Origin of the sequence: Piscibacillus salipiscarius JCM 13188 (assembly GCF_001311865.1) — a bacterium.
Classification (GTDB): domain Bacteria; phylum Bacillota; class Bacilli; order Bacillales; family Alkalibacillaceae; genus Piscibacillus; species Piscibacillus salipiscarius.
Genome location: NZ_BBCD01000015.1, coordinates 49,946 through 68,611 on the forward strand (window position 1 = coordinate 49,946; position 18,666 = coordinate 68,611).

At 35.4% G+C, this 18,666-nt stretch carries 6 protein-coding genes and 13 pseudogenes; 12 read left to right on the forward strand and 7 right to left on the reverse strand.

Annotated features, from left to right (window positions below; genetic code table 11):
• Positions 1-116: 116 nt before the first annotated feature.
• From gyrB to dnaA, 6 genes and pseudogenes are all read right to left on the reverse strand, one after another.
• Positions 117-2,043, reverse strand: a pseudogene (gyrB, locus tag JCM13188_RS11150) (DNA topoisomerase (ATP-hydrolyzing) subunit B).
• A 45-nt stretch (positions 2,044-2,088) separates the two neighbouring features.
• On the reverse strand, positions 2,089-2,379 hold the full coding sequence (gene remB / locus JCM13188_RS11155) for an extracellular matrix regulator RemB (protein ID WP_054754123.1): 291 nt from the start codon (positions 2,377-2,379) through the stop codon (positions 2,089-2,091).
• Between the two features lie 9 nt (positions 2,380-2,388).
• A pseudogene (gene recF, locus JCM13188_RS11160) lies at positions 2,389-3,505 on the reverse strand (DNA replication/repair protein RecF).
• A 26-nt stretch (positions 3,506-3,531) separates the two neighbouring features.
• Positions 3,532-3,755 (reverse strand): annotated as a pseudogene (gene yaaA / locus JCM13188_RS11165) (S4 domain-containing protein YaaA).
• 328 nt (positions 3,756-4,083) lie between these two features.
• Positions 4,084-5,226, reverse strand: coding sequence for a DNA polymerase III subunit beta (gene dnaN, locus JCM13188_RS11170; RefSeq protein WP_054754125.1), 1,143 nt, complete (start codon positions 5,224-5,226; stop codon positions 4,084-4,086).
• 173 nt (positions 5,227-5,399) lie between these two features.
• Positions 5,400-6,746 (reverse strand): annotated as a pseudogene (gene dnaA, locus JCM13188_RS11175) (chromosomal replication initiator protein DnaA).
• Between the two features lie 532 nt (positions 6,747-7,278).
• Between dnaA and rpmH the strand changes: the two are divergent.
• From rpmH to JCM13188_RS11235, 12 genes and pseudogenes are all read left to right on the forward strand, one after another.
• Positions 7,279-7,413, forward strand: coding sequence for a 50S ribosomal protein L34 (rpmH, locus tag JCM13188_RS11180; protein WP_054754127.1), 135 nt, complete (start codon positions 7,279-7,281; stop codon positions 7,411-7,413).
• A gap of 141 nt (positions 7,414-7,554) precedes the next feature.
• A pseudogene (gene rnpA, locus JCM13188_RS11185) lies at positions 7,555-7,901 on the forward strand (ribonuclease P protein component).
• A gap of 122 nt (positions 7,902-8,023) precedes the next feature.
• Positions 8,024-8,802 (forward strand): annotated as a pseudogene (yidC, locus tag JCM13188_RS11190) (membrane protein insertase YidC).
• A pseudogene (jag, locus tag JCM13188_RS11195) lies at positions 8,799-9,423 on the forward strand (RNA-binding cell elongation regulator Jag/EloR). The pseudogenes yidC and jag overlap by 4 nt, the downstream one beginning before the upstream one ends.
• 87 nt (positions 9,424-9,510) lie before the next feature.
• Entirely contained in the window at positions 9,511-10,332 is an 822-nt protein-coding gene (locus JCM13188_RS11200) for an SAM-dependent methyltransferase (RefSeq protein WP_279401748.1), read from the forward strand.
• Positions 10,333-10,420: 88 nt separating this feature from the next.
• Positions 10,421-11,797, forward strand: a pseudogene (mnmE, locus tag JCM13188_RS11205) (tRNA uridine-5-carboxymethylaminomethyl(34) synthesis GTPase MnmE).
• 23 nt (positions 11,798-11,820) lie between these two features.
• A pseudogene (gene mnmG, locus JCM13188_RS11210) lies at positions 11,821-13,711 on the forward strand (tRNA uridine-5-carboxymethylaminomethyl(34) synthesis enzyme MnmG).
• Positions 13,712-13,720: 9 nt separating this feature from the next.
• A pseudogene (gene rsmG, locus JCM13188_RS11215) lies at positions 13,721-14,439 on the forward strand (16S rRNA (guanine(527)-N(7))-methyltransferase RsmG).
• A 223-nt stretch (positions 14,440-14,662) separates the two neighbouring features.
• Positions 14,663-15,541, forward strand: a complete 879-nt coding sequence (gene noc / locus JCM13188_RS11220; RefSeq protein WP_054754129.1) for a nucleoid occlusion protein — start codon at positions 14,663-14,665, stop codon at positions 15,539-15,541.
• Between the two features lie 96 nt (positions 15,542-15,637).
• The gene (locus tag JCM13188_RS11225; protein WP_054754131.1) at positions 15,638-16,411 is read left to right on the forward strand and encodes a ParA family protein; all 774 of its coding nucleotides are present in this window, start codon (positions 15,638-15,640) and stop codon (positions 16,409-16,411) included.
• A pseudogene (locus JCM13188_RS11230) lies at positions 16,392-17,222 on the forward strand (ParB/RepB/Spo0J family partition protein). Before JCM13188_RS11225 ends, JCM13188_RS11230 begins: the two are co-directional and overlap by 20 nt.
• An 87-nt stretch (positions 17,223-17,309) precedes the next feature.
• Positions 17,310-18,027 (forward strand): annotated as a pseudogene (locus JCM13188_RS11235) (DUF554 domain-containing protein).
• Positions 18,028-18,047: 20 nt separating this feature from the next.
• On the opposite strand, the pseudogene yyaC reads toward JCM13188_RS11235, so the two are convergent.
• A pseudogene (gene yyaC / locus JCM13188_RS20980) lies at positions 18,048-18,634 on the reverse strand (spore protease YyaC).
• Positions 18,635-18,666: the final 32 nt, after the last annotated feature.

An 18,666-nucleotide genomic window follows, 5' to 3' on the forward strand; every position in this document is an offset into this window, starting at 1 on the left:
TCTTGACTAATATTAATTTCTTCTACTTTTGGTCGTTGTTGATCCAACCGTCATTACCTCCCTAACGGTAATGAGCGCAAGAAACTAATGCCGTACACTTGCGCTCTTACCACAACTTAGATATCTAAATTTTTAACGTATTGTGCATTCTGTTCTATGAAATCACGTCTAGGTTCTACTTGATCTCCCATTAATGTTTCAAAAATTTCATCCGCATCCATCGCATCTTCAAGATTAACCTGTAATAATGTTCTCGTTTCAGGATTCATCGTTGTCTCCCATAACTGCGTTGGATTCATTTCACCTAGACCTTTATAACGTTGGATGTTAGGTTTTGGAGTTGCTGGGATTTCAGCTAATATACGATCCAATTCTTTATCGTTATAAGCATATTGTAAATTTTATTTTGTTTAATTTGATATAAAGGTGGCTGAGCAATATAGACATAACCACGCTCTATCAGTGGGCGCATATAACGGTAGAAGAAAGTTAATAATAGTGTTCGTATGTGTGCGCCATCAACGTCTGCATCTGTCATAATCACAATCTTATGATAGCGTGATTGTTCAATATCAAATTCCTCACCAATTCCTGTGCCTAAAGCCGTGATCATCGCACGGATTTCATTGTTAGATAAAATTTTATCTAAACGAGCCTTTTCTACGTTAATAATTTTACCCCTTAAAGGTAAAATAGCTTGAAAATGACGATCGCGCCCTTGTTTAGCCGAACCGCCAGCTGAGTCACCCTCAACAATATACATCTCACTAATAGATGCATCTTTAGAGGCGCAATCAGCTAACTTACCTGGTAGGCTTGATACTTCTAGTGCGCTTTTACGTCTTGTTACTTCACGCGCTTTTTTTAGCTGCAATGCGAGCACGTGAAGCCATTAAGCCTTTTTCAACAATTTGTCTCGCCACTTTAGGGTTTTCAATTAAAAATGTTGAGAACTTATCAGAGAAGATTTGATCTGTAATTGTTCTAACTTCACTATTACCTAACTTCGTCTTAGTTTGTCCTTCAAACTGAGGGTCAGGGTGTTTGACCGAGATAATAGCCGTTAAACCTTCCCTAACATCATCACCGATTAAGTTAGGATCATTTTCTTTATACAAATGGTTCTTTCTTGCATAATCATTAATGACACGAGTTAAAGCTGTTTTGAACCCACTTTCATGAGTTCCGCCTTCAGCCGTGTGTATATTATTTGTAAACGAGTATATATTACTAGCAAATCCGTCATTATACTGAATAGCAAACTCAACCGTAATGTCATCTATATCACTTTCACCGTAAATCGGTTCGTGTAACGTTTCACGCTTACGATTAAGATGCTCAACATATTCGGCAATTCCGCCTTCATAGTAGAAATGCTCAGCTTCAGGCTCTTCTTCACGTCTGTCTTCAATCGAAATCTTAAGCTGTTTATTTAAATATGCTAATTCCCTCGTACGATGCAGTAGCTGTTCATATTCATACTCTTCTGTTTCTGTGAAAATTTCAGGGTCTGGCTTAAAGTTTGTCTTCGTACCTGTTTTATCCGTCTCACCAATAACTTTCACTTCATCATTAGGGATTCCGCGCTGGTAACTTTGGTAATATAATTTACCATCACGATGAACATAAACCTCACAACGTTCAGATAACGCGTTTACAACTGAAGCCCCTACACCATGAAGACCTCCAGATACTTTATATGTACCACTATCAAACTTACCACCAGCATGTAGAACCGTCATAATAACTTCTAAAGCTGGTTTACCAGCTTTTTTATGCATATCTACAGGAATGCCACGTCCATCATCTATGACCGTAATACTGTTATCTTTCTCGATGATGATTTGAATATGGTCACAATATCCTGCTAGGGCTTCATCTATACTGTTATCAACGATTTCCCAAACTAAATGGTGTAAGCCTCTACCACTCGTTGAACCAATATACATTCCCGGACGTACGAACCGCTTCTAAACCTTCAAGGACCTGTATTTGACTTGCACCATAATCCGTTTGTTCGTTTAAGTTATCTTCCATCGCCATGATCTCACCTTCATTTTCTTATTGAATTACTAGTCACTTGGCCAGTTACTCTTCTAGTTCATAGGTATCTGTTATATCTTCTACCTTATCTAACTTATAATCTAATTGCGCACGTCTATTTAACGTCGATACTGATAGGGAACTGAAGTATATATGATCAACGGTAATGACAATGGATTTAGCTTCTTCATACGAATTATCCGAGACATTACCTTTTTCTCTTTGTTTAAATATCATTTCTTCTACAATTGATGAGGAGTTAAACAACGTATAATCAATAATTGACACCACATCTTCAGACTGAATAACGTTTTCATCGCCTATATGTATAAACACTTTCGATCCTCACCTTTCTTCGACTAATTGTCCATTATGAATTGTATAAATCGCAGCTTGGCTTATGGTGTCATGAGCTATTCCATCAACACTCGTGTGGTAACAAAGGTTTGCACCTTCCCTTGAATCGTATTCAAGAGGTGGGATTGCCTAAAATCATCAAGTTCACTTAAGACATCATCCAATAATAAAATTGGATACTCTCCTACTTCTTCATAAATTAGTTCAATTTCAGCTAGTTTAAGTGATAGGGCTGTCGTTCGTTGTTGTCCTTGCGAACCAAACGTTTGCACATTTTTGTCATTGACATTAAAGATTAAATCATCCCGGTGAGGGCCAACTAGAGTAGTACCCCGTTCAATTTCCTTAGTTTCAATTTTAGAAAAATGTTCCTCTAAAACTATCTTTATTTTTTCCGAATCCATGTCTTCTGATACATCTACACTTGCATCGTAATCAATCGATAACTGTTCATATCCTCTACTAATTCCTTCATGGATTGGTTTTGCCCATTTTCTTAGCTTTTGCAAGAATAGAAAACGTTTGTTTAATATAACTGAAGCATGCTCTATTAATTGGTCCGTATATACTCTTAACATAGTCGGATCAGGCTGCTGCTTTCTTTGTAAATCTTTTAGTAAGGCATTTCGTTCTTTTAGTATTCGTTGAAATTGCCCTAAATGGTAGATGTAAACTGGCTGTGTTTGACCAATTTCCATATCAAAAAATTTTCTTCGTTCAGATGGGCTACCCTTTACTAGATTAAGATCTTCTGGAGCAAACATCACAATGTTCATCGCTCCGATATATTCACTTAAACGTTTTTGTTCAATGTGATTGAACTTAGCTTTTTTCCCTTTATTTGAAAAAACAACTTCAAGCGGGAAACTTTGATTTCGTTTAAAAACCCTACCCTCTATTTTACCATACTCTGCGTCCCATTGAATTAATTCTTTGTCTCTTGATGTACGATGCGATTTTGTGAAAGCTAACACGTAAATGGCTTCCATTAGGTTTGTTTTCCCTTGGGCATTTTCACCAATGATGACATTAATTTTTGATCAAATGAAACAGATAATTTATCGTAATTCCGATAGTGGGTAAGTGTAATTTCCTCAATATACATGAAGTGACTCCTCTAATGTGTATGCATTAATTCGATGCTTGTCCAACTTGAAATGTCCCGACTTCTTCAACTTCAATCACATCGTTCACTTTAAGTTTTCTGCCTCTACGATCATCTAATTCTCCATTGACATATACATTGAATTCCTTCAAAAAAATTTTGCCATGCCGCCAGAGTCAATAATATTAGCTAATTTTAAAAACTGTCCAAGAGTGATCTCTTGTGTATCTATTTCGATAATTTCAGGCATTTTTTCACCTTCTTTTCCAATCTAACATCATATATCTATTTTACTAGATATTTCACATTAAGAAAAGTACAAGGAAAACCCTTATATCTTTATTAAAAATAGTGTTATCCCTAGTTTGGCCGAATGATGAACCCGTTAACCAAAAGAATATTATTTTCTTATTACTTTAAAGTTATTAACATGTGAATAATTCAAAAAGGGGTAAGCCATCCACAGTGGATCATTTTAAATAATTTCAATCAAGGAGAGGTTGTGGAAAGTTTTAATGAGAGCATAATTAAAACCCGAGCTAAGTTTTCAAACATCTTGGCTCGGGTTTATTTTTATATTAATAAGTTCTTACTGGTGTAATTAACTGTAAAATTTGATCTTCATCTTCTTTAGGACGAATAACAAACGGGCGCATAGCACCTGTGAAATTAATTGCGACTTGTTCAGCGTCAATAGCTTTTAAAGCATCAATCATATATTTCGCATTAAAAGAGATTTTTAAATCTTCACCTTCGATTGAATCAGTAACTAATGTCTCCTCTACATGACCAATTTCAGGGGAGTGACTCGTAATTTGGATCGTATTTTGATCTTTTGTTACAAGCTTGACGATGTTGTTTCGATTATCCTTAGCTAAAAGACTAGCACGGTCAATTGAATCGATAAGTTCTTTTGAATTAACAGTAACGACTGTTTTACTTTGATTAGGAATTAGACGAGATGTCTCAGGGTAGTTACCGTCTAATAAACGAGATAAAAAGAATAAGTTCTTAGTTCTAAATAAGATTTGATTATCCGTTACACTTATCTGGATCGTCTCTTGAGTGTCACCAAGGATTTTATTTAATTCACTTAGACTTTTACCAGGAATGACAACATTATTAAAGGTTAGATGATCAGCATTTGACATAGAAATCCTTCTAGAAGCTAGACGATGAGAATCTGTTGCGACTAGTTCTAACAAATCATTTTCAAGTTTAATATTGACCCCTGTTAAAATTGGTCTAGTTTCAGACACAGAAACGGCAAAGTTCGTTTGTCTAATTAACATTTTCAATAAATCGATTTGTAGATCAAAGCTATTATCAGTCTGTAAAACTGGTAATTGAGGGAACTCCTCAGTGTCCTGACCATTTAACTTAAACTCTGCATGACCAGATTTTATTTGGATGTTTAAATCACTATCAACATTAATTTCAACTTGATGATCAGGTAATTTACGAATAATTTCAGGTAAAAATTTAGCTTGTACAACAATTTGTCCTGGTTCAAGATCGTGAATGTTAACAACACCATCTTCTTCAACCGGAATAGTAGATTCGATTGTAATATCTGAATTACTACCTGTTAGTTTGACTCCTTGCTGGTTGGCTTCAATTTTGATGCCAGATAAAATCGGGATAGTTGGTTTAGATGATATAGCCTTCATAACATTTTGGATGCTATTCATTAATGGTTCACGTTCTATTAAGATTTTCATAATGCCCTCCTGATTTGTTAGTTATATATTTATTTATTTTTAATAAAAAATTAGTAGTAATCGTAATAGGTCCTGTGAATTTGTGAATAACTCTAGATAATAGCATGAAATCAAGTTATTCACATGTGGATAAACTGTTTATGAATGTGCATAACTTATCTACATGTTCACAACTAATGAGACTTAATTGTTTCAATTAAATCATCAATTTCTCGCTGTAATTGTAGATCTTCAGCCATCATTTTAGAGATTTTTTCGTGAGCATGAATGACGGTAGTATGATCCCTACCACCAAATTCTTCACCTATTTTAGGTAACGAATAATCAGTTAATTCTCGTGATAGATACATAGCAATCTGACGAGGGAAGGCGACTGATTTGGTTCGTTTTTGGCAGCGAAATCTTCTAAACGTACATGGTATTTTTCGCCAATGATTTCTTGAATTCCTTTAATCGTAATTTCTTTAGGTTTACTATTTGGAATAATGTCTTTTAATGCACTCGCAGCTAATGCAGCATCAATATCCTCATTAACTAGTGAAGAGTAGGCAACAACTCTGATTAATGCACCTTCTAATTCTCTGATGTTAGTGTCTATTTGATTAGCTATATAAAGCATGACCTCGTTAGGAATATCTAAGCCATCTGCTTTTGCTTTCTTTCTTAAGATTGCGATACGAGTTTCTAAATCTGGCGGTGTAATATCTGTGATGAGGCCCCATTCAAACCGAGAACGCAGCCTGTCTTCTAATGTTGGAATCTCTTTAGGTGGTCTGTCACTTGAAATGACGATTTGTTTATTTTCTTCATGTAAGGTATTGAACGTATGGAAAAATTCCTCTTGAGTTTGTTCTTTCCCAGCTAAAAATTGAATATCATCAATTAGGAGCACGTCTACATTACGATATTTATTTCTGAAATCAATCGCTTTATTATCACGAATTGAATTAATAAACTCATTTGTAAATTTTTCTGAAGTTGTATAAAACGACACGAGCTGATGGGTTATGCTCTAGAACATAATGACCGATTGCATGCATTAAGTGTGTTTTACCAAGACCTACACCACCATATATGAATAGGGGGATTATAGGCTTTAGCAGGCGCTTCAGCTACAGCTAGTGATGCTGCATGGGCAAAACGGTTTCCAGAACCAATGACGAACGTCTCAAATGTATATTTAGAATTCAACATCGATTTTGATGATGAGTCATTTTGCTTAAGTTGATTCATTTTTTTAATCGGTTGTTTTTGCGGTTCATCGATGTCTTCTGTTTCTGGAATAATAAATTTAGGCTCTAGTTCTGCTCCTGTGATGTCATAAATGGTTGAAGAGATGAGCTTAGAATAACTGTTTTCTAACCAATCTCTCGCAAACTCATTTGGAGCAGCGATCACTATTTGATCGTTTTCAATGAACTTAGCCTCTGTTGATTTTAACCAAGTATCAAAACTTGGTTTGCTGACTTTTTCTCTATCTCTGATAAAGCTTTCGTCCATATTTCTGATATATTCTCCAACTAGTTCACTCCCTTAGTTCAAAAACTCCAATAAGAGGCCAAAATAAAAAACGCACATGTGGATAATTATAAACGATTGTAACAAGCTTTATGTACATGAATCGACATAATCCACAAAAAAATGTGCATAAATGTTTAAACAAGATGTGATTAACTATCCACAAACTATTCACAACCTGTGGAAAAGGTTACTTTTGTAAAAAGGTTATCCACGAGTTAAACAACATAATCATAGCAGAAAATGTCGTTTATTTCAATGCGATTTGAAACTTATCCACACCAAGAACTCCTATGTTTAAATTTTTTGTCCACAAGGGTCGAATTTGTGGGTATTTTGTCAATTCACAATGTGGATAGATTTTTTTGGTTAGAAAGTTGTTAATTGGAGTTGTGGATAAAAGGAACTTGTTTTTGATCAAAATTTATTACAATGAAATGTGCGCTATTGATTTGACAACAAGCGTTACATTTTATATACTAATTTGGACTGTTTTTAGAAGGAACGTGCAAGATCATCAGGAGGTGTTTAAGAATGAAACGCACTTATCAACCAAATAAACGTAAAAGAAATAAAGTACACGGATTCCGTGCTAGAATGAGTACAAAAAACGGACGTAAAGTTCTAGCTCGTCGTCGTAAAAAAGGAAGAAAAGTTCTATCTGCTTAGGCCACTGAAATTATATCAGTGGTCTTTTTTCTCTTTTTAGAAATAGAAGTAGAATAGTTAAACGTGATTAATAGTGTAAAATAGATGGCAACGTGTCATGCTATATACATAGATCAAGCGTAGATTGGATGAATGGATTATATGAAGAAAGAATATAGAATTAAAAAGAATGAAGAGTTTCAAAAAATCTTAAAGCATGGACATTCATTCGCTAATCGCCAATTGGTACTTTATTATTATGAGAAAGAACAACAAAGTCATTTTCGAGTAGGTTTATCTGTAGGAAAGAAAATTGGCAATGCGGTTAAACGCAACGAAGTGAAACGTTTTTTTTTTTAAGACATGCATTGATTGACTTTGAAGACCAAATTAAGCCAAATTATGATTTAGTGATTATTGCCAGAAAACCTACAAACCAAATGGGTTTCTATGAAATAAAGAAGAGCTTATCACACGTTTTAAAACGATCTAACATGTTTCGTCAATAATTGATTGAATTTCTTATGGTAAAAGGTATAGAAGAAGTGCTAAAATACTAAATAGAGTTTAATAAACTATACAAACCATTATAATGTTAGTAGTTTGCCGATTTGTTAGGAGGAAATAGAGAGTGCGCAAAAAGATTTTACTCATTGCAGCGTTAATAGGTTTAGCTATCTTTTTATCAGGCTGTATGGACGTAAACCAAGATCTCACAAATGATACTAAAGAAGGGATCTGGGAAGAGTATTTTGTATGGCCATTAATAACTTTAATTGAGTTTATAGCGGAAGATATTTTTAATCATGGTTATGGTCTAGCCATTATTATTGTAACGATTCTACTACGTACATTAATTCTTCCATTAAATATTAAACAATTAAAATCATCTCAGGCAATGCAAATGTTGCAGCCAGAGATTCAAAATTAAGAGAGAAGTATTCATCAAAAGATCAACAAACACAACAGAAATTACAGCAAGAAACAATGGCATTATTCCAAAAACACGGTGTCAATCCATTAGCAGGTTGTTTACCAATTGTAGCTCAAATGCCAATTTTGATTGCATTCTATCATGCGATTGTAAGATTCCCACCTATTAGAGATTATGATTTCTTATGGTTCTCATTAGGTGAACCAAGTGTGATTTTAGCCTTAATCACGATGGCAACGACATTTATTCAGCAAAAAATTATGATGGCTGGTCAACCAGCTAGTGTAAACCCACAAATGCAAGTTATGTTATACTTATTACCATTAATGATTGGTGGATTTGCTTTATTCTTCCCATCAGCATTAGCGCTTTACTGGGTAGTAGGTAACTTGTTTATGATCGCACAAACCATTTTTATTCGTAAACCAATGATGAAACAATTTGAAGAAAATCAAAATGGGGGATCTAAAAAGTGAGAGAGATAACGGCTAGTGGTCAAACAGTTGAAGAAGCTAAAGAAAATGCGCTTCGTCAATTAGGGCTTACAGATGAACAGGTCAACTTTGAAGTGATTGATGAGGGTAAAAAAGGATTACTCGGATTATTTGGGTCTAAAAGGGCTTACGTTAAAGCTCAAGAAAAGATAGATCTAGCTAAAATAGGGGAGCAGTTCTTAAAGAGTGTTTCTCTAGAAATGGGTGTTGAAGTAGAAGTAAAAGTTCAGAACAATGGTGATGAGCTAGTCTACGAATTAGTAGGAGATAAAATTGGTTTACTCATTGGAAAAAGAGGCCAAACGTTAAAACGCTCTACAATACCTTACACATTTAGCGGTAAATAAAGCTGATTCATCTCAATACGTGACAGTAGTTGTAGATGCTGAAAATTATCGTGATAGAAGAAAAGAGACCTTATATCAATTAGCAGAAAAGTTGGCAAGTAAAGCATCGCGTACAGGTGAAGAAGTTAAAATTGAACCAATGCCTTCATTTGAACGCAAAATGATCCATACCGCTTTACATGACCACAGCGACGTTTCAACTCATTCAGAAGGTAAAGATCCTAATCGTTATATTGTAATTAAACCAATTAAATAAAGATAAAAGTGATAGAAACATCTTGCGTGAAATCGTGAGGTGTTTCTTTTTTAGATATTACTAAAGATAATTATGGGAGTGATCATAGTGTCAGCTATTAATCATATTAGTGAGCGACTGTTAACTCAGTACGGTTTAGATATAGACGATGAAATTTTTGCTATACAATTACTTCATCGTATGAATCTTGTAAAAGCATTTGGAATTCAAAAAGGAATGAATGTATTAGAAATAGGCTGTGGTCAAGGGGAGACAACCATTGCTATTGCTGATCAAGTAGGAGAGGAAGGGCGCGTAACAGCAATTGATATGGCTAGCCGTGATTATGGTGCCCCTTTGACTTTAGGTGAGGCGACTGATCAGATTAAGAACTCCAAACTTGGTGAACGGATCCAATTTCATTTCGAAACAGATTTCTTGTCACTAGAATTACATGAAACATTCGATGCAGTCGTGTTATCACATAGTTCTTGGTACTTTAAAAATCCAAATGAGTTAAAAAAGTATTTTAGAAAGATGCAAGATGTATCAAATATGATTTGTGTCGCTGATTGGGATATTGATTTTATGGACCAATCTCAACGTTCTCATTTTTGCGCTGCAACAATCCAAGCACTCTATTCTCATTTTGTTAATCATGATGGCAATATACAAAATCTCTTTCATAAATCACAACTTAAAGAATTGCTTGAAGGTGAAGGTTTTCAAATAGCTAAACAAGATCAAGTAGATGCTACTTACTTACAAGATGTTCAGTGGGAGAAAGCTTATGCAAATGACATTCGGAAAGCATTTATGAATGAATCCCCAAAATTCAAGTTGTTAGTTAACAGTTATTATGAATTAATGAATGAGTATAAAGGAGAAGAAAAGTCTTTAAATAGCTTCATCATGTGTGCTTATAAATAACTTTCATTTTGACGAGAATTATGTTATTGTTTTAAGTTAGGAAATTATGCGATTTCCTAGTAAATATGCCTAGAAAGGGGTGAAGGTTGTGGAACAAGATACGATTTCTGCTATTTCAACACCAATTGGAGAAGGTGCCATTGCCATAGTTCGTTTAAGCGGTGAAGAAGCGTTTTTCTATTGCTAATCGCGTGTTTAAAGGTAAAGACTTAACCAATGTAGATTCTCATACGATTCATTACGGGAATATTATAGATCCCAACACGGATGAGTTGATAGAAGAAGTGATGATTACGGTTATGAAAGGTCCAAAAACCTTCACCCGTGAAGATATAATAGAAATTAACTGTCACGGCGGAATGGTGTCTGTAAACCGTGTTCTTCAGCTAATCCTAAGAGAAGGAGCTAGACTTGCTGAACCAGGAGAGTTTACAAAACGCGCATTCTTAAATGGACGTATAGATTTGTCTCAAGCAGAGGCAGTGATGGACCTCATTCGTGCAAAGACTGACCGTGCCATGAATGTAGCCATGAAACAGATGGATGGACGTTTGTCAGAGCTTATTCGAAAACTTCGTCAAGAGCTAATAGAAACTGTTGCACATGTTGAAGTTAATATAGATTATCCAGAATATGATGATGTAGAAGAAATGACGCATGACGTGCTGATTGAAAAAGCAAGTTATGTGAAAAAAGAAGTTCATAAGATTCTTCAAACAGCTAAACAAGGTAAAATTTTAAGAGAAGGAATTGCAACAGCGATCATTGGCAGACCTAATGTTGGTAAATCGTCTTTATTAAATAAATTAGCTCATGAAAATAAAGCCATTGTGACAGAAATTCCCGGTACCACTCGTGATGTCATAGAAGAGTACGTCAATGTTAGAGGTGTACCTCTAAGATTAATTGATACAGCGGGAATCCGAGAAACAGAAGACATTGTTGAAAAAATTGGTGTCGACAGGTCTCGTCAGGCTTTAAAAGAAGCAGACCTCATTTTACTCGTTTTAAATGGAAATGAAGAGTTTACGAAAGAAGATGCTGCTTTATTTGAAGCGGCGGCAGGTATGGACGTGATTGTGATCGTCAACAAAACTGATCTTGATCAAAAGATTGATATGGAAGCAGTAAATCAAGCAGCTAATGGAGCACCAGTTATTACAACATCACTTTTACAAGAACAAGGAATTGATGAATTAGAAGAAGCAATCGCGAATACGTTTTTGACGGTGAACTCGATTCTGCTGATTTAACGTACGTTTCTAATGTGCGACATATTCAGTTATTAGAACAGGCCGAATCTGCTTTAACTGATGCTCTAAACGGTATTGAAGCGGGAATGCCGCTTGATTTAGTTCAAATAGATATTACAAGAACCTGGGAGTTACTAGGTGAAATTATTGGAGATAATGTTCATGAATCGTTAATCGATCAGTTATTCTCTCAATTCTGTCTTGGAAAATAGAAAGGTTTTAAAAGGAGGTTTAAATTATGTACAATGCAGGCGAATATGATGTAATTGTCATTGGGGCAGGGCATGCTGGTGTTGAGGCAGGTTTAGCATCTGCTAAACGTGGCGCTAAAAACGCTTATGCTAACACTTAACTTAGACTTAATTGCATTCATGCCTTGTAACCCATCAATCGGTGGGCCGGCAAAAGGTGTTGTGGTTCGTGAAATTGACGCTTTAGGCGGCCAAATGGGTAAAACAATTGATCAAACGCACATTCAAATGCGTTTATTAAATACAAGTAAAGGGCCAGCCGTCCGTGCTTTACGTGCACAAGCTGATAAAGTTCTTTACCAACAAGATATGAAGAAAGTAATTGAAAATCAAGAGAATTTAACCCTTCGTCAAGGAATGGTTGATGAATTAATCGTTGAAGACGGTGTTGTAAAAGGTGTGTTAACAGAAACAAAAGCTGCTTATTATGCACCAACTGTAATCGTAACAACGGGTACGTTTATGCGCGGAAAAGTGTTAATTGGTGACATTGAGTATGAAAGTGGACCAAACAACCAACGCGCAACAGTTAAGTTATCTAAACAACTAGAGGAACTCGGCTTTGATATTGTACGTTTTAAAACAGGGACACCACCACGAGTGAATAGTCATACGATTGATTATTCAAAAACAGAAATTCAACCAGGTGATGAAGAACCACGTGCGTTCTCATATGAAACAACAGAATTTATTACAGACCAAATTCCGTGTTGGTTAACTTACACTGGAGAGTTCACACATCAAATTATTAATGAAAACTTATCTCGTTCAGCGATGTACTCTGGTGCCGAACGCGGAACAGGCCCTAGGTATTGTCCTTCAATAGAAGATAAAATTGTACGTTTTAACGATAAGCCACGTCACCAAATCTTCTTAGAGCCAGAAGGTCGCAACACTGAGGAGGTCTATGTCCAAGGACTTTCAACATCTCTACCTGAAGATATTCAAAAACGTCTGCTTGAAACCGTACCTGGTTTAGAAAAAGCTGAGATGATGAGAGCAGGTTACGCAATTGAATATGATGCCATTGTACCAACTCAATTATGGCCAACGTTAGAGACAAAGAAAATAGATGGTTTATTTACAGCTGGCCAAATTAATGGAACATCAGGTTATGAAGAAGCAGCAGGGCAAGGAATCATGGCCGGCATTAATGCAGCTGCAAAAGCACTTGGAAAAGAGTCATTAATTTTAGATCGTTCACAAGCTTATATTGGAGTGCTGATCGATGACTTAGTGACTAAAGGCACTAACGAGCCATATCGTCTGCTCACATCACGTGCAGAATATCGCTTATTGCTGCGCCATGATAATGCTGATTTACGATTAACTGATATTGGTTATGAGTATGGTCTAATTCCAGAAGAGCGTTATGGACGTTTTACTAAGAAAAAAGAATTAATTGATGCTGAAGTTAAACGCTTAAAATCTCATATCATTAAACCTAATCAAGAAGTACAAAAAATGATTGAGGAACTTGGCGGATCTCCACTAAAAGATGGTGTTCGTGCATCTGACTTACTCAGACGTCCGGAAGTAAAATATGACCATATTAAACAATTAGTTCCTAATGAAGTGGATCTTCCTAGTGATGTTGAAGAACAAGTTGAAATCATTGTTAAATATGAAGGCTATATCGAGAAGTCTATGCAACAAGTTGATAAAATGCGTAAAATGGAAAACAAACGTATTCCAGATCACATTGACTATGATGATATACAGGGTATTGCAACTGAAGCAAAAGAGAAACTAAAGAAAGTTCGTCCATTATCAGTTGGTCAGGCTTCACGTATTTCAGGTGTGAATCCATCTGATGTTTCTATTTTATTAGTTTATATTGAACAAGGGCTTCGCTCAAAAGCTTCAAATGAATAGAGGATGTATATGAAAATTACAGACTTTACAAATGAACTAAATAGCCAGGGGATACAATTAACTGAACAACAACTAAAACAATTCGAAACATATTTCGAAATTTTAGTTGAGTGGAATAAGAAAATGAATTTAACAGCCATAACTGATCAAGAGGGAGTTTATTTAAAACACTTTTTTGATTCCATTACTGCTGCATTTTACTTTGACTTTAACGAAGTGGAAACAGTTTGTGATGTTGGTGCTGGAGCGGGATTCCCTTCAATACCGCTCAAAATTATTTTCCTCATTTAAAGGTTACAATTGTTGATTCCTTAAAAAAGCGAATTACTTTTTTAAATCATCTTGCTGAACAGTTGGGGTTATCTGATGTAGCCTTTTACCATGACCGCGCTGAAAACTTTGGAAAAATAAAAAAGTTTCGCGAATCTTATGATGTCGTGATGGCTCGCGCAGTAGCAAGGACATCTGTATTAAGTGAACTATGTTTACCCCTTGTAAAAACGGGTGGTAACTTCATTATGATGAAGGCTGCCAAATTTGAAGAAGAAAAAGAACAAGGTGAACTTGCCTTAAAAACACTAGGCGGTGAATGGAAACAGATTCATTCATTTGAGTTGCCACTTGAACAGAGTGAACGACATATTGTGATCGTAGATAAAAAACGGAAAACCCCTAAGAAATATCCTAGGAAACCAGGGACACCAAATAAAGATCCAATAGAGAAGTGACATGTCGTTTTATAAGGTATTTTGACGTAAAGTTAACTCTATTATTCTACAAAATATACTTCTACTAAACAGAAGTATATGGTAAAATAGGGTTAGTGGATCACATATATAGTTAATCATAGCTATGATCAAAAATGTAATGTTTCACGTGAAACATTACATTTTTTTAAGATACATAATGAGATAAAATAGGATTCATTGAATTTTGAAGGTGGGTGCCTAAATGAGTTCGTTAAGTAAGTTATTCGGTAAAAACGAACCGAAAAGCGAAGAGAACTATAACAACGAAATAGTTGAACTACCAGTTAAAGATATTCAACCCAATCAATATCAGCCACGCACCATTTTTGACGACAAGAAAATTGAAGAACTAGCACAAACAATTCGAACACATGGCATGATTCAGCCGATTGTCGTACGTAAATCTGAGGATGATGAAAGTTTTGAACTGATTGCCGGTGAAAGAAGATGGAGAGCGGTTCAAACGCTAGAGTGGGAGAAGATTCCTGCGATCATCAAAGATATGACAGATACTCAAACGGCATCAGTTGCATTAATTGAAAACTTGCAACGCGAGGAATTAACGGTTATAGAAGAAGCAATTGCGTATGATCAACTGCTTCAAATACATGGATTAACACAAGAAGCATTAGCGCAGCGGCTTGGTAAAAGTCAGTCAACGATTGCTAACAAATTGCGCTTACTTAAGCTTCCGAGTGTCGTTCAACAATCGATCTTAAATAAAGAAATTACTGAACGCCACGCACGTGCATTAATTGCCCTAAAAGGTAATCCAGAATTGCAAGAAAAAGCGTTAGCTGAAATTATCGAAAAACAGCTGAACGTTAAACAATCAGAGGATTACGTAAAGCATCTATTAAATCCTGAAGAAGATAAATCAACCAAAAAGAAAAAACCTCAAGTAAAAGGTGTTAATAAAGATGTTCGAATTGCTTTAAATACAATTAGACAGTCGTTAAGCATGGTCAAAGATACAGGTATGGATGTTAAAACTGAAGAAAATGACTCTGATGAGTTCTATGAAATAAAAATAAAAATACCAAAAAGTAGTTTTATAACGGATATTTCCCATCTTATTTAAAGATGGGTATTTTTCTGCAATATAAATCTAACAATTCTTTAGGTAACATGATAAAATAATAGTATTGAAAAATTTTTAGATTGGGCAGGTGACATTATGGGAAAAGTCATTGCCATTGCAAACCAGAAAGGTGGAGTAGGTAAGACCACAACAGCTGTTAACTTGAGTGCATGTCTAGCGCACGAAGGTAATAAGGTCTTATTAATAGATATTGACCCACAAGGAAATGCAACAAGTGGCATTGGTATTAACAAGGGAGATATGTCCTCTTGTATATATGACGTGTTAATAGAGGAAGAAGATCCAAAGTCAGTTCTTGTTTCATCTAATGTACCTAATTTAGATGCAATTCCAGCTACCATACAACTTGCTGGCTCGGAAATAGAACTTGTTCCTACTATTTCAAGAGAATTAAGATTAAGAAAATCATTAGAAAACGTTAGAGATGATTATGATTATATTATCATAGATTGTCCACCCTCATTAGGGCTTCTAACATTAAATGCATTAACTGCTGCTGATAGTGTCATTATCCCAGTTCAGTGTGAGTATTACGCACTAGAAGGTTTGAGCCAGTTATTAAATACTGTTCGTTTAGTTCAAAAACGATTAAATCAAGATTTAATGATAGAAGGCGTTTTACTAACCATGTTAGATGCTAGAACGAATTTAGGTATTCAAGTTATTGAAGAAGTGAAAAAATACTTCCAAGACAAAGTCTTTAATTCGATAGTTCCTAGAAACATCAGACTTGGGGAAGCTCCAAGCCACGGTGAACCGATCATTACATATGATCCTAGATCTAAAGGTGCAGAAATATATTCTGAATTAGCGAAGGAAGTGATGGCAAATGGCCAGAGGGTTGGGTAGAGGTTTAGAAGAGCTTTTCGGTGTTGAAGAAGAAAGCGTACAGGAAGTAGAAATTAAACAGATACGTCCAAACCCTTACCAACCTAGAAAAAAACTTCGAAGCAGATGCAATAGAGGAGTTAAAGGATTCTATATTGCAATATGGCGTACTTCAGCCAATTATTGTTAGAAAAGCGATTAAGGGCTATGAGATTGTAGTAGGGGAAAGCGCTTTAGAGCCTCTAAAGAAGCTGGCTTAAAGTCAATTCCGGCGGTTGTTCGTGAACTAACTGATGAACAAATGATGGAATTAGCACTTCTTGAAAACCTCCAGCGTGAGGACTTGAGTCCAATGGAGGAAGCGGAGGCTTATGAACGTTTAATTCACGAATTAAATATTAAACAAGATGAATTAGCTAAACGATTAGGGAAAAGTAGGCCGCACATCGCTAATATGATGCGATTACTTTCATTACCTGAGAAAGTCCGGGCGATGATCAACAGTAAAGAGCTGACAATGGGGCATGGCCGCGCATTGTTAGCTTTAAAAGAAGATGATGAAATCATTTTAGTGGCTGATAAAATACGAAAAGAGCATCTTAATGTTCGCCAAGTAGAAAAATTAATCACACAGCTTAATGAAAAGAAACAAAAGAAGAAAAAGAAAACAACTAAGAAAGATGTATTTATATCATCTAAAGAAGCTGAATTAAGAGATTTCTTCGGAACAAGTGTTAACATTCAACAAGGTAAGCGAAAAGGTAAAATTGAAATCGAGTATTTTGATCAAGATGATTTAAATCGAATATTAGAATTAATCGCATATAAGTGATAAAACTCGCCGTATAGGCGAGTTTTATTTTAAAATGTTTCACGTGAAACATTTTTGTAGTTAACTCAAGAAGTTAGGATGATGAAATTGGCATTCATGGGCGTCATCGTTAATGGAATATGCATATTACTAGGAACCCTATTTGGATTATTTTTACTAAAATCCCTGATCGAATAAAAGATACAATTATGCACGGAATTGGTTTGACAGTCTTATTAATAGGTTTTTCAATGGCGTTAACATCTGATCGAATCATCGTTATCTTATTAAGTTTAGTGACAGGTGCCATAATAGGTGAAGGAATTGATTTAGATGAAAAATTAAATCGATTAGGTTCTCATATCGAGATAAAATTCAAAAACCTGGTAAACAATCTAGAATTGCTGAAGGCTTCGTAACAGCATCTTTAATATTTGTTATAGGCGCTATGGCTGTTGTTGGAGCACTTGATAGTGGTTTGAGAGGGGATCACGGCATTCTCTATACAAAATCGATCATCGATGGATTTGTGGCGTTAGTATTAACGACAACTATGGGATTTGGTGTAGTGTTCTCAGCCGTACCAGTTATTCTTTACGAAGGTGGAATTGCTCTGTTTGCGACGCAAATCGATCAATGGATTCCGCAAAGCATATTAGATTTATTCATTGAAGATATGACCTCAACAGGAGGGCTACTCATATTCGCGATTGGATTAAACTTACTCAAAATCACTGACATTAAAGTAGCCAATTTATTACCTAGTTTAGTTACTGTTGGATTTGTACTGTACATATACACTCAAGTACAACATGTTTTTTCATAAAAGGAGCTCAGTAATTTAAATTACTGAGCTCCTTTTAATTTAAAGATTGATGACTGATGCTTCAAATAAACATCTGTATAATATAAGCCTTGAGCTATTTGTTTTGCCATCTTGATGACAACAGACAATCTTGTGTTTTGAAGAATACTAAATTCCATAAAACCACTTACATTAACATAACCTTTTATGGATATATCACCAACTGCAGGTAACTCTTTCTGTAAAGCAGCACCAGGGAGTAAAGGACCATAAACTACATCAACAGATTTAACTTTTGACATACTAGATAATGCAGCATCAATGGCAATGACGTAAGGGTTTGAATGAGTTTGATAAATAGATTTAATAGTTTCATGCAGATTTTTGCGTGAACAGGCTGATCTATTGTGCCGTATACATGAAGCTTTGATAATGGTTTGAGTGATAGATAATGTCCAATAAATGGCCCTAAACTATCTCCAGTAGAGCGGTCAGTTCCAATACATAGTATTATGATAGGTTGATCCGCATTGATGGTTTCTTTAATAGTATTAAATAGATTTAAACAAAATGAAGTATCATCTGTTGGTAAATTCATTGAAGTAGGACGATTATTAATAGAAGTCATACTCTTAACCCCTTGTACATATTTTTACTAGT

Coding starts and splice junctions, on each gene's coding strand:
- JCM13188_RS11225 (WP_054754131.1), top strand. CDS start 15,638: ATGGGAAAAGTCATTGCCATTGCAAACCAGAAAGGTGGAGTAGGTAAG.
- dnaN (WP_054754125.1), bottom strand. CDS start 5,226: ATGAAAATCTTAATAGAACGTGAACCATTAATGAATAGCATCCAAAAT.
- rpmH (WP_054754127.1), top strand. CDS start 7,279: ATGAAACGCACTTATCAACCAAATAAACGTAAAAGAAATAAAGTACAC.
- noc (WP_054754129.1), top strand. CDS start 14,663: ATGAGTTCGTTAAGTAAGTTATTCGGTAAAAACGAACCGAAAAGCGAA.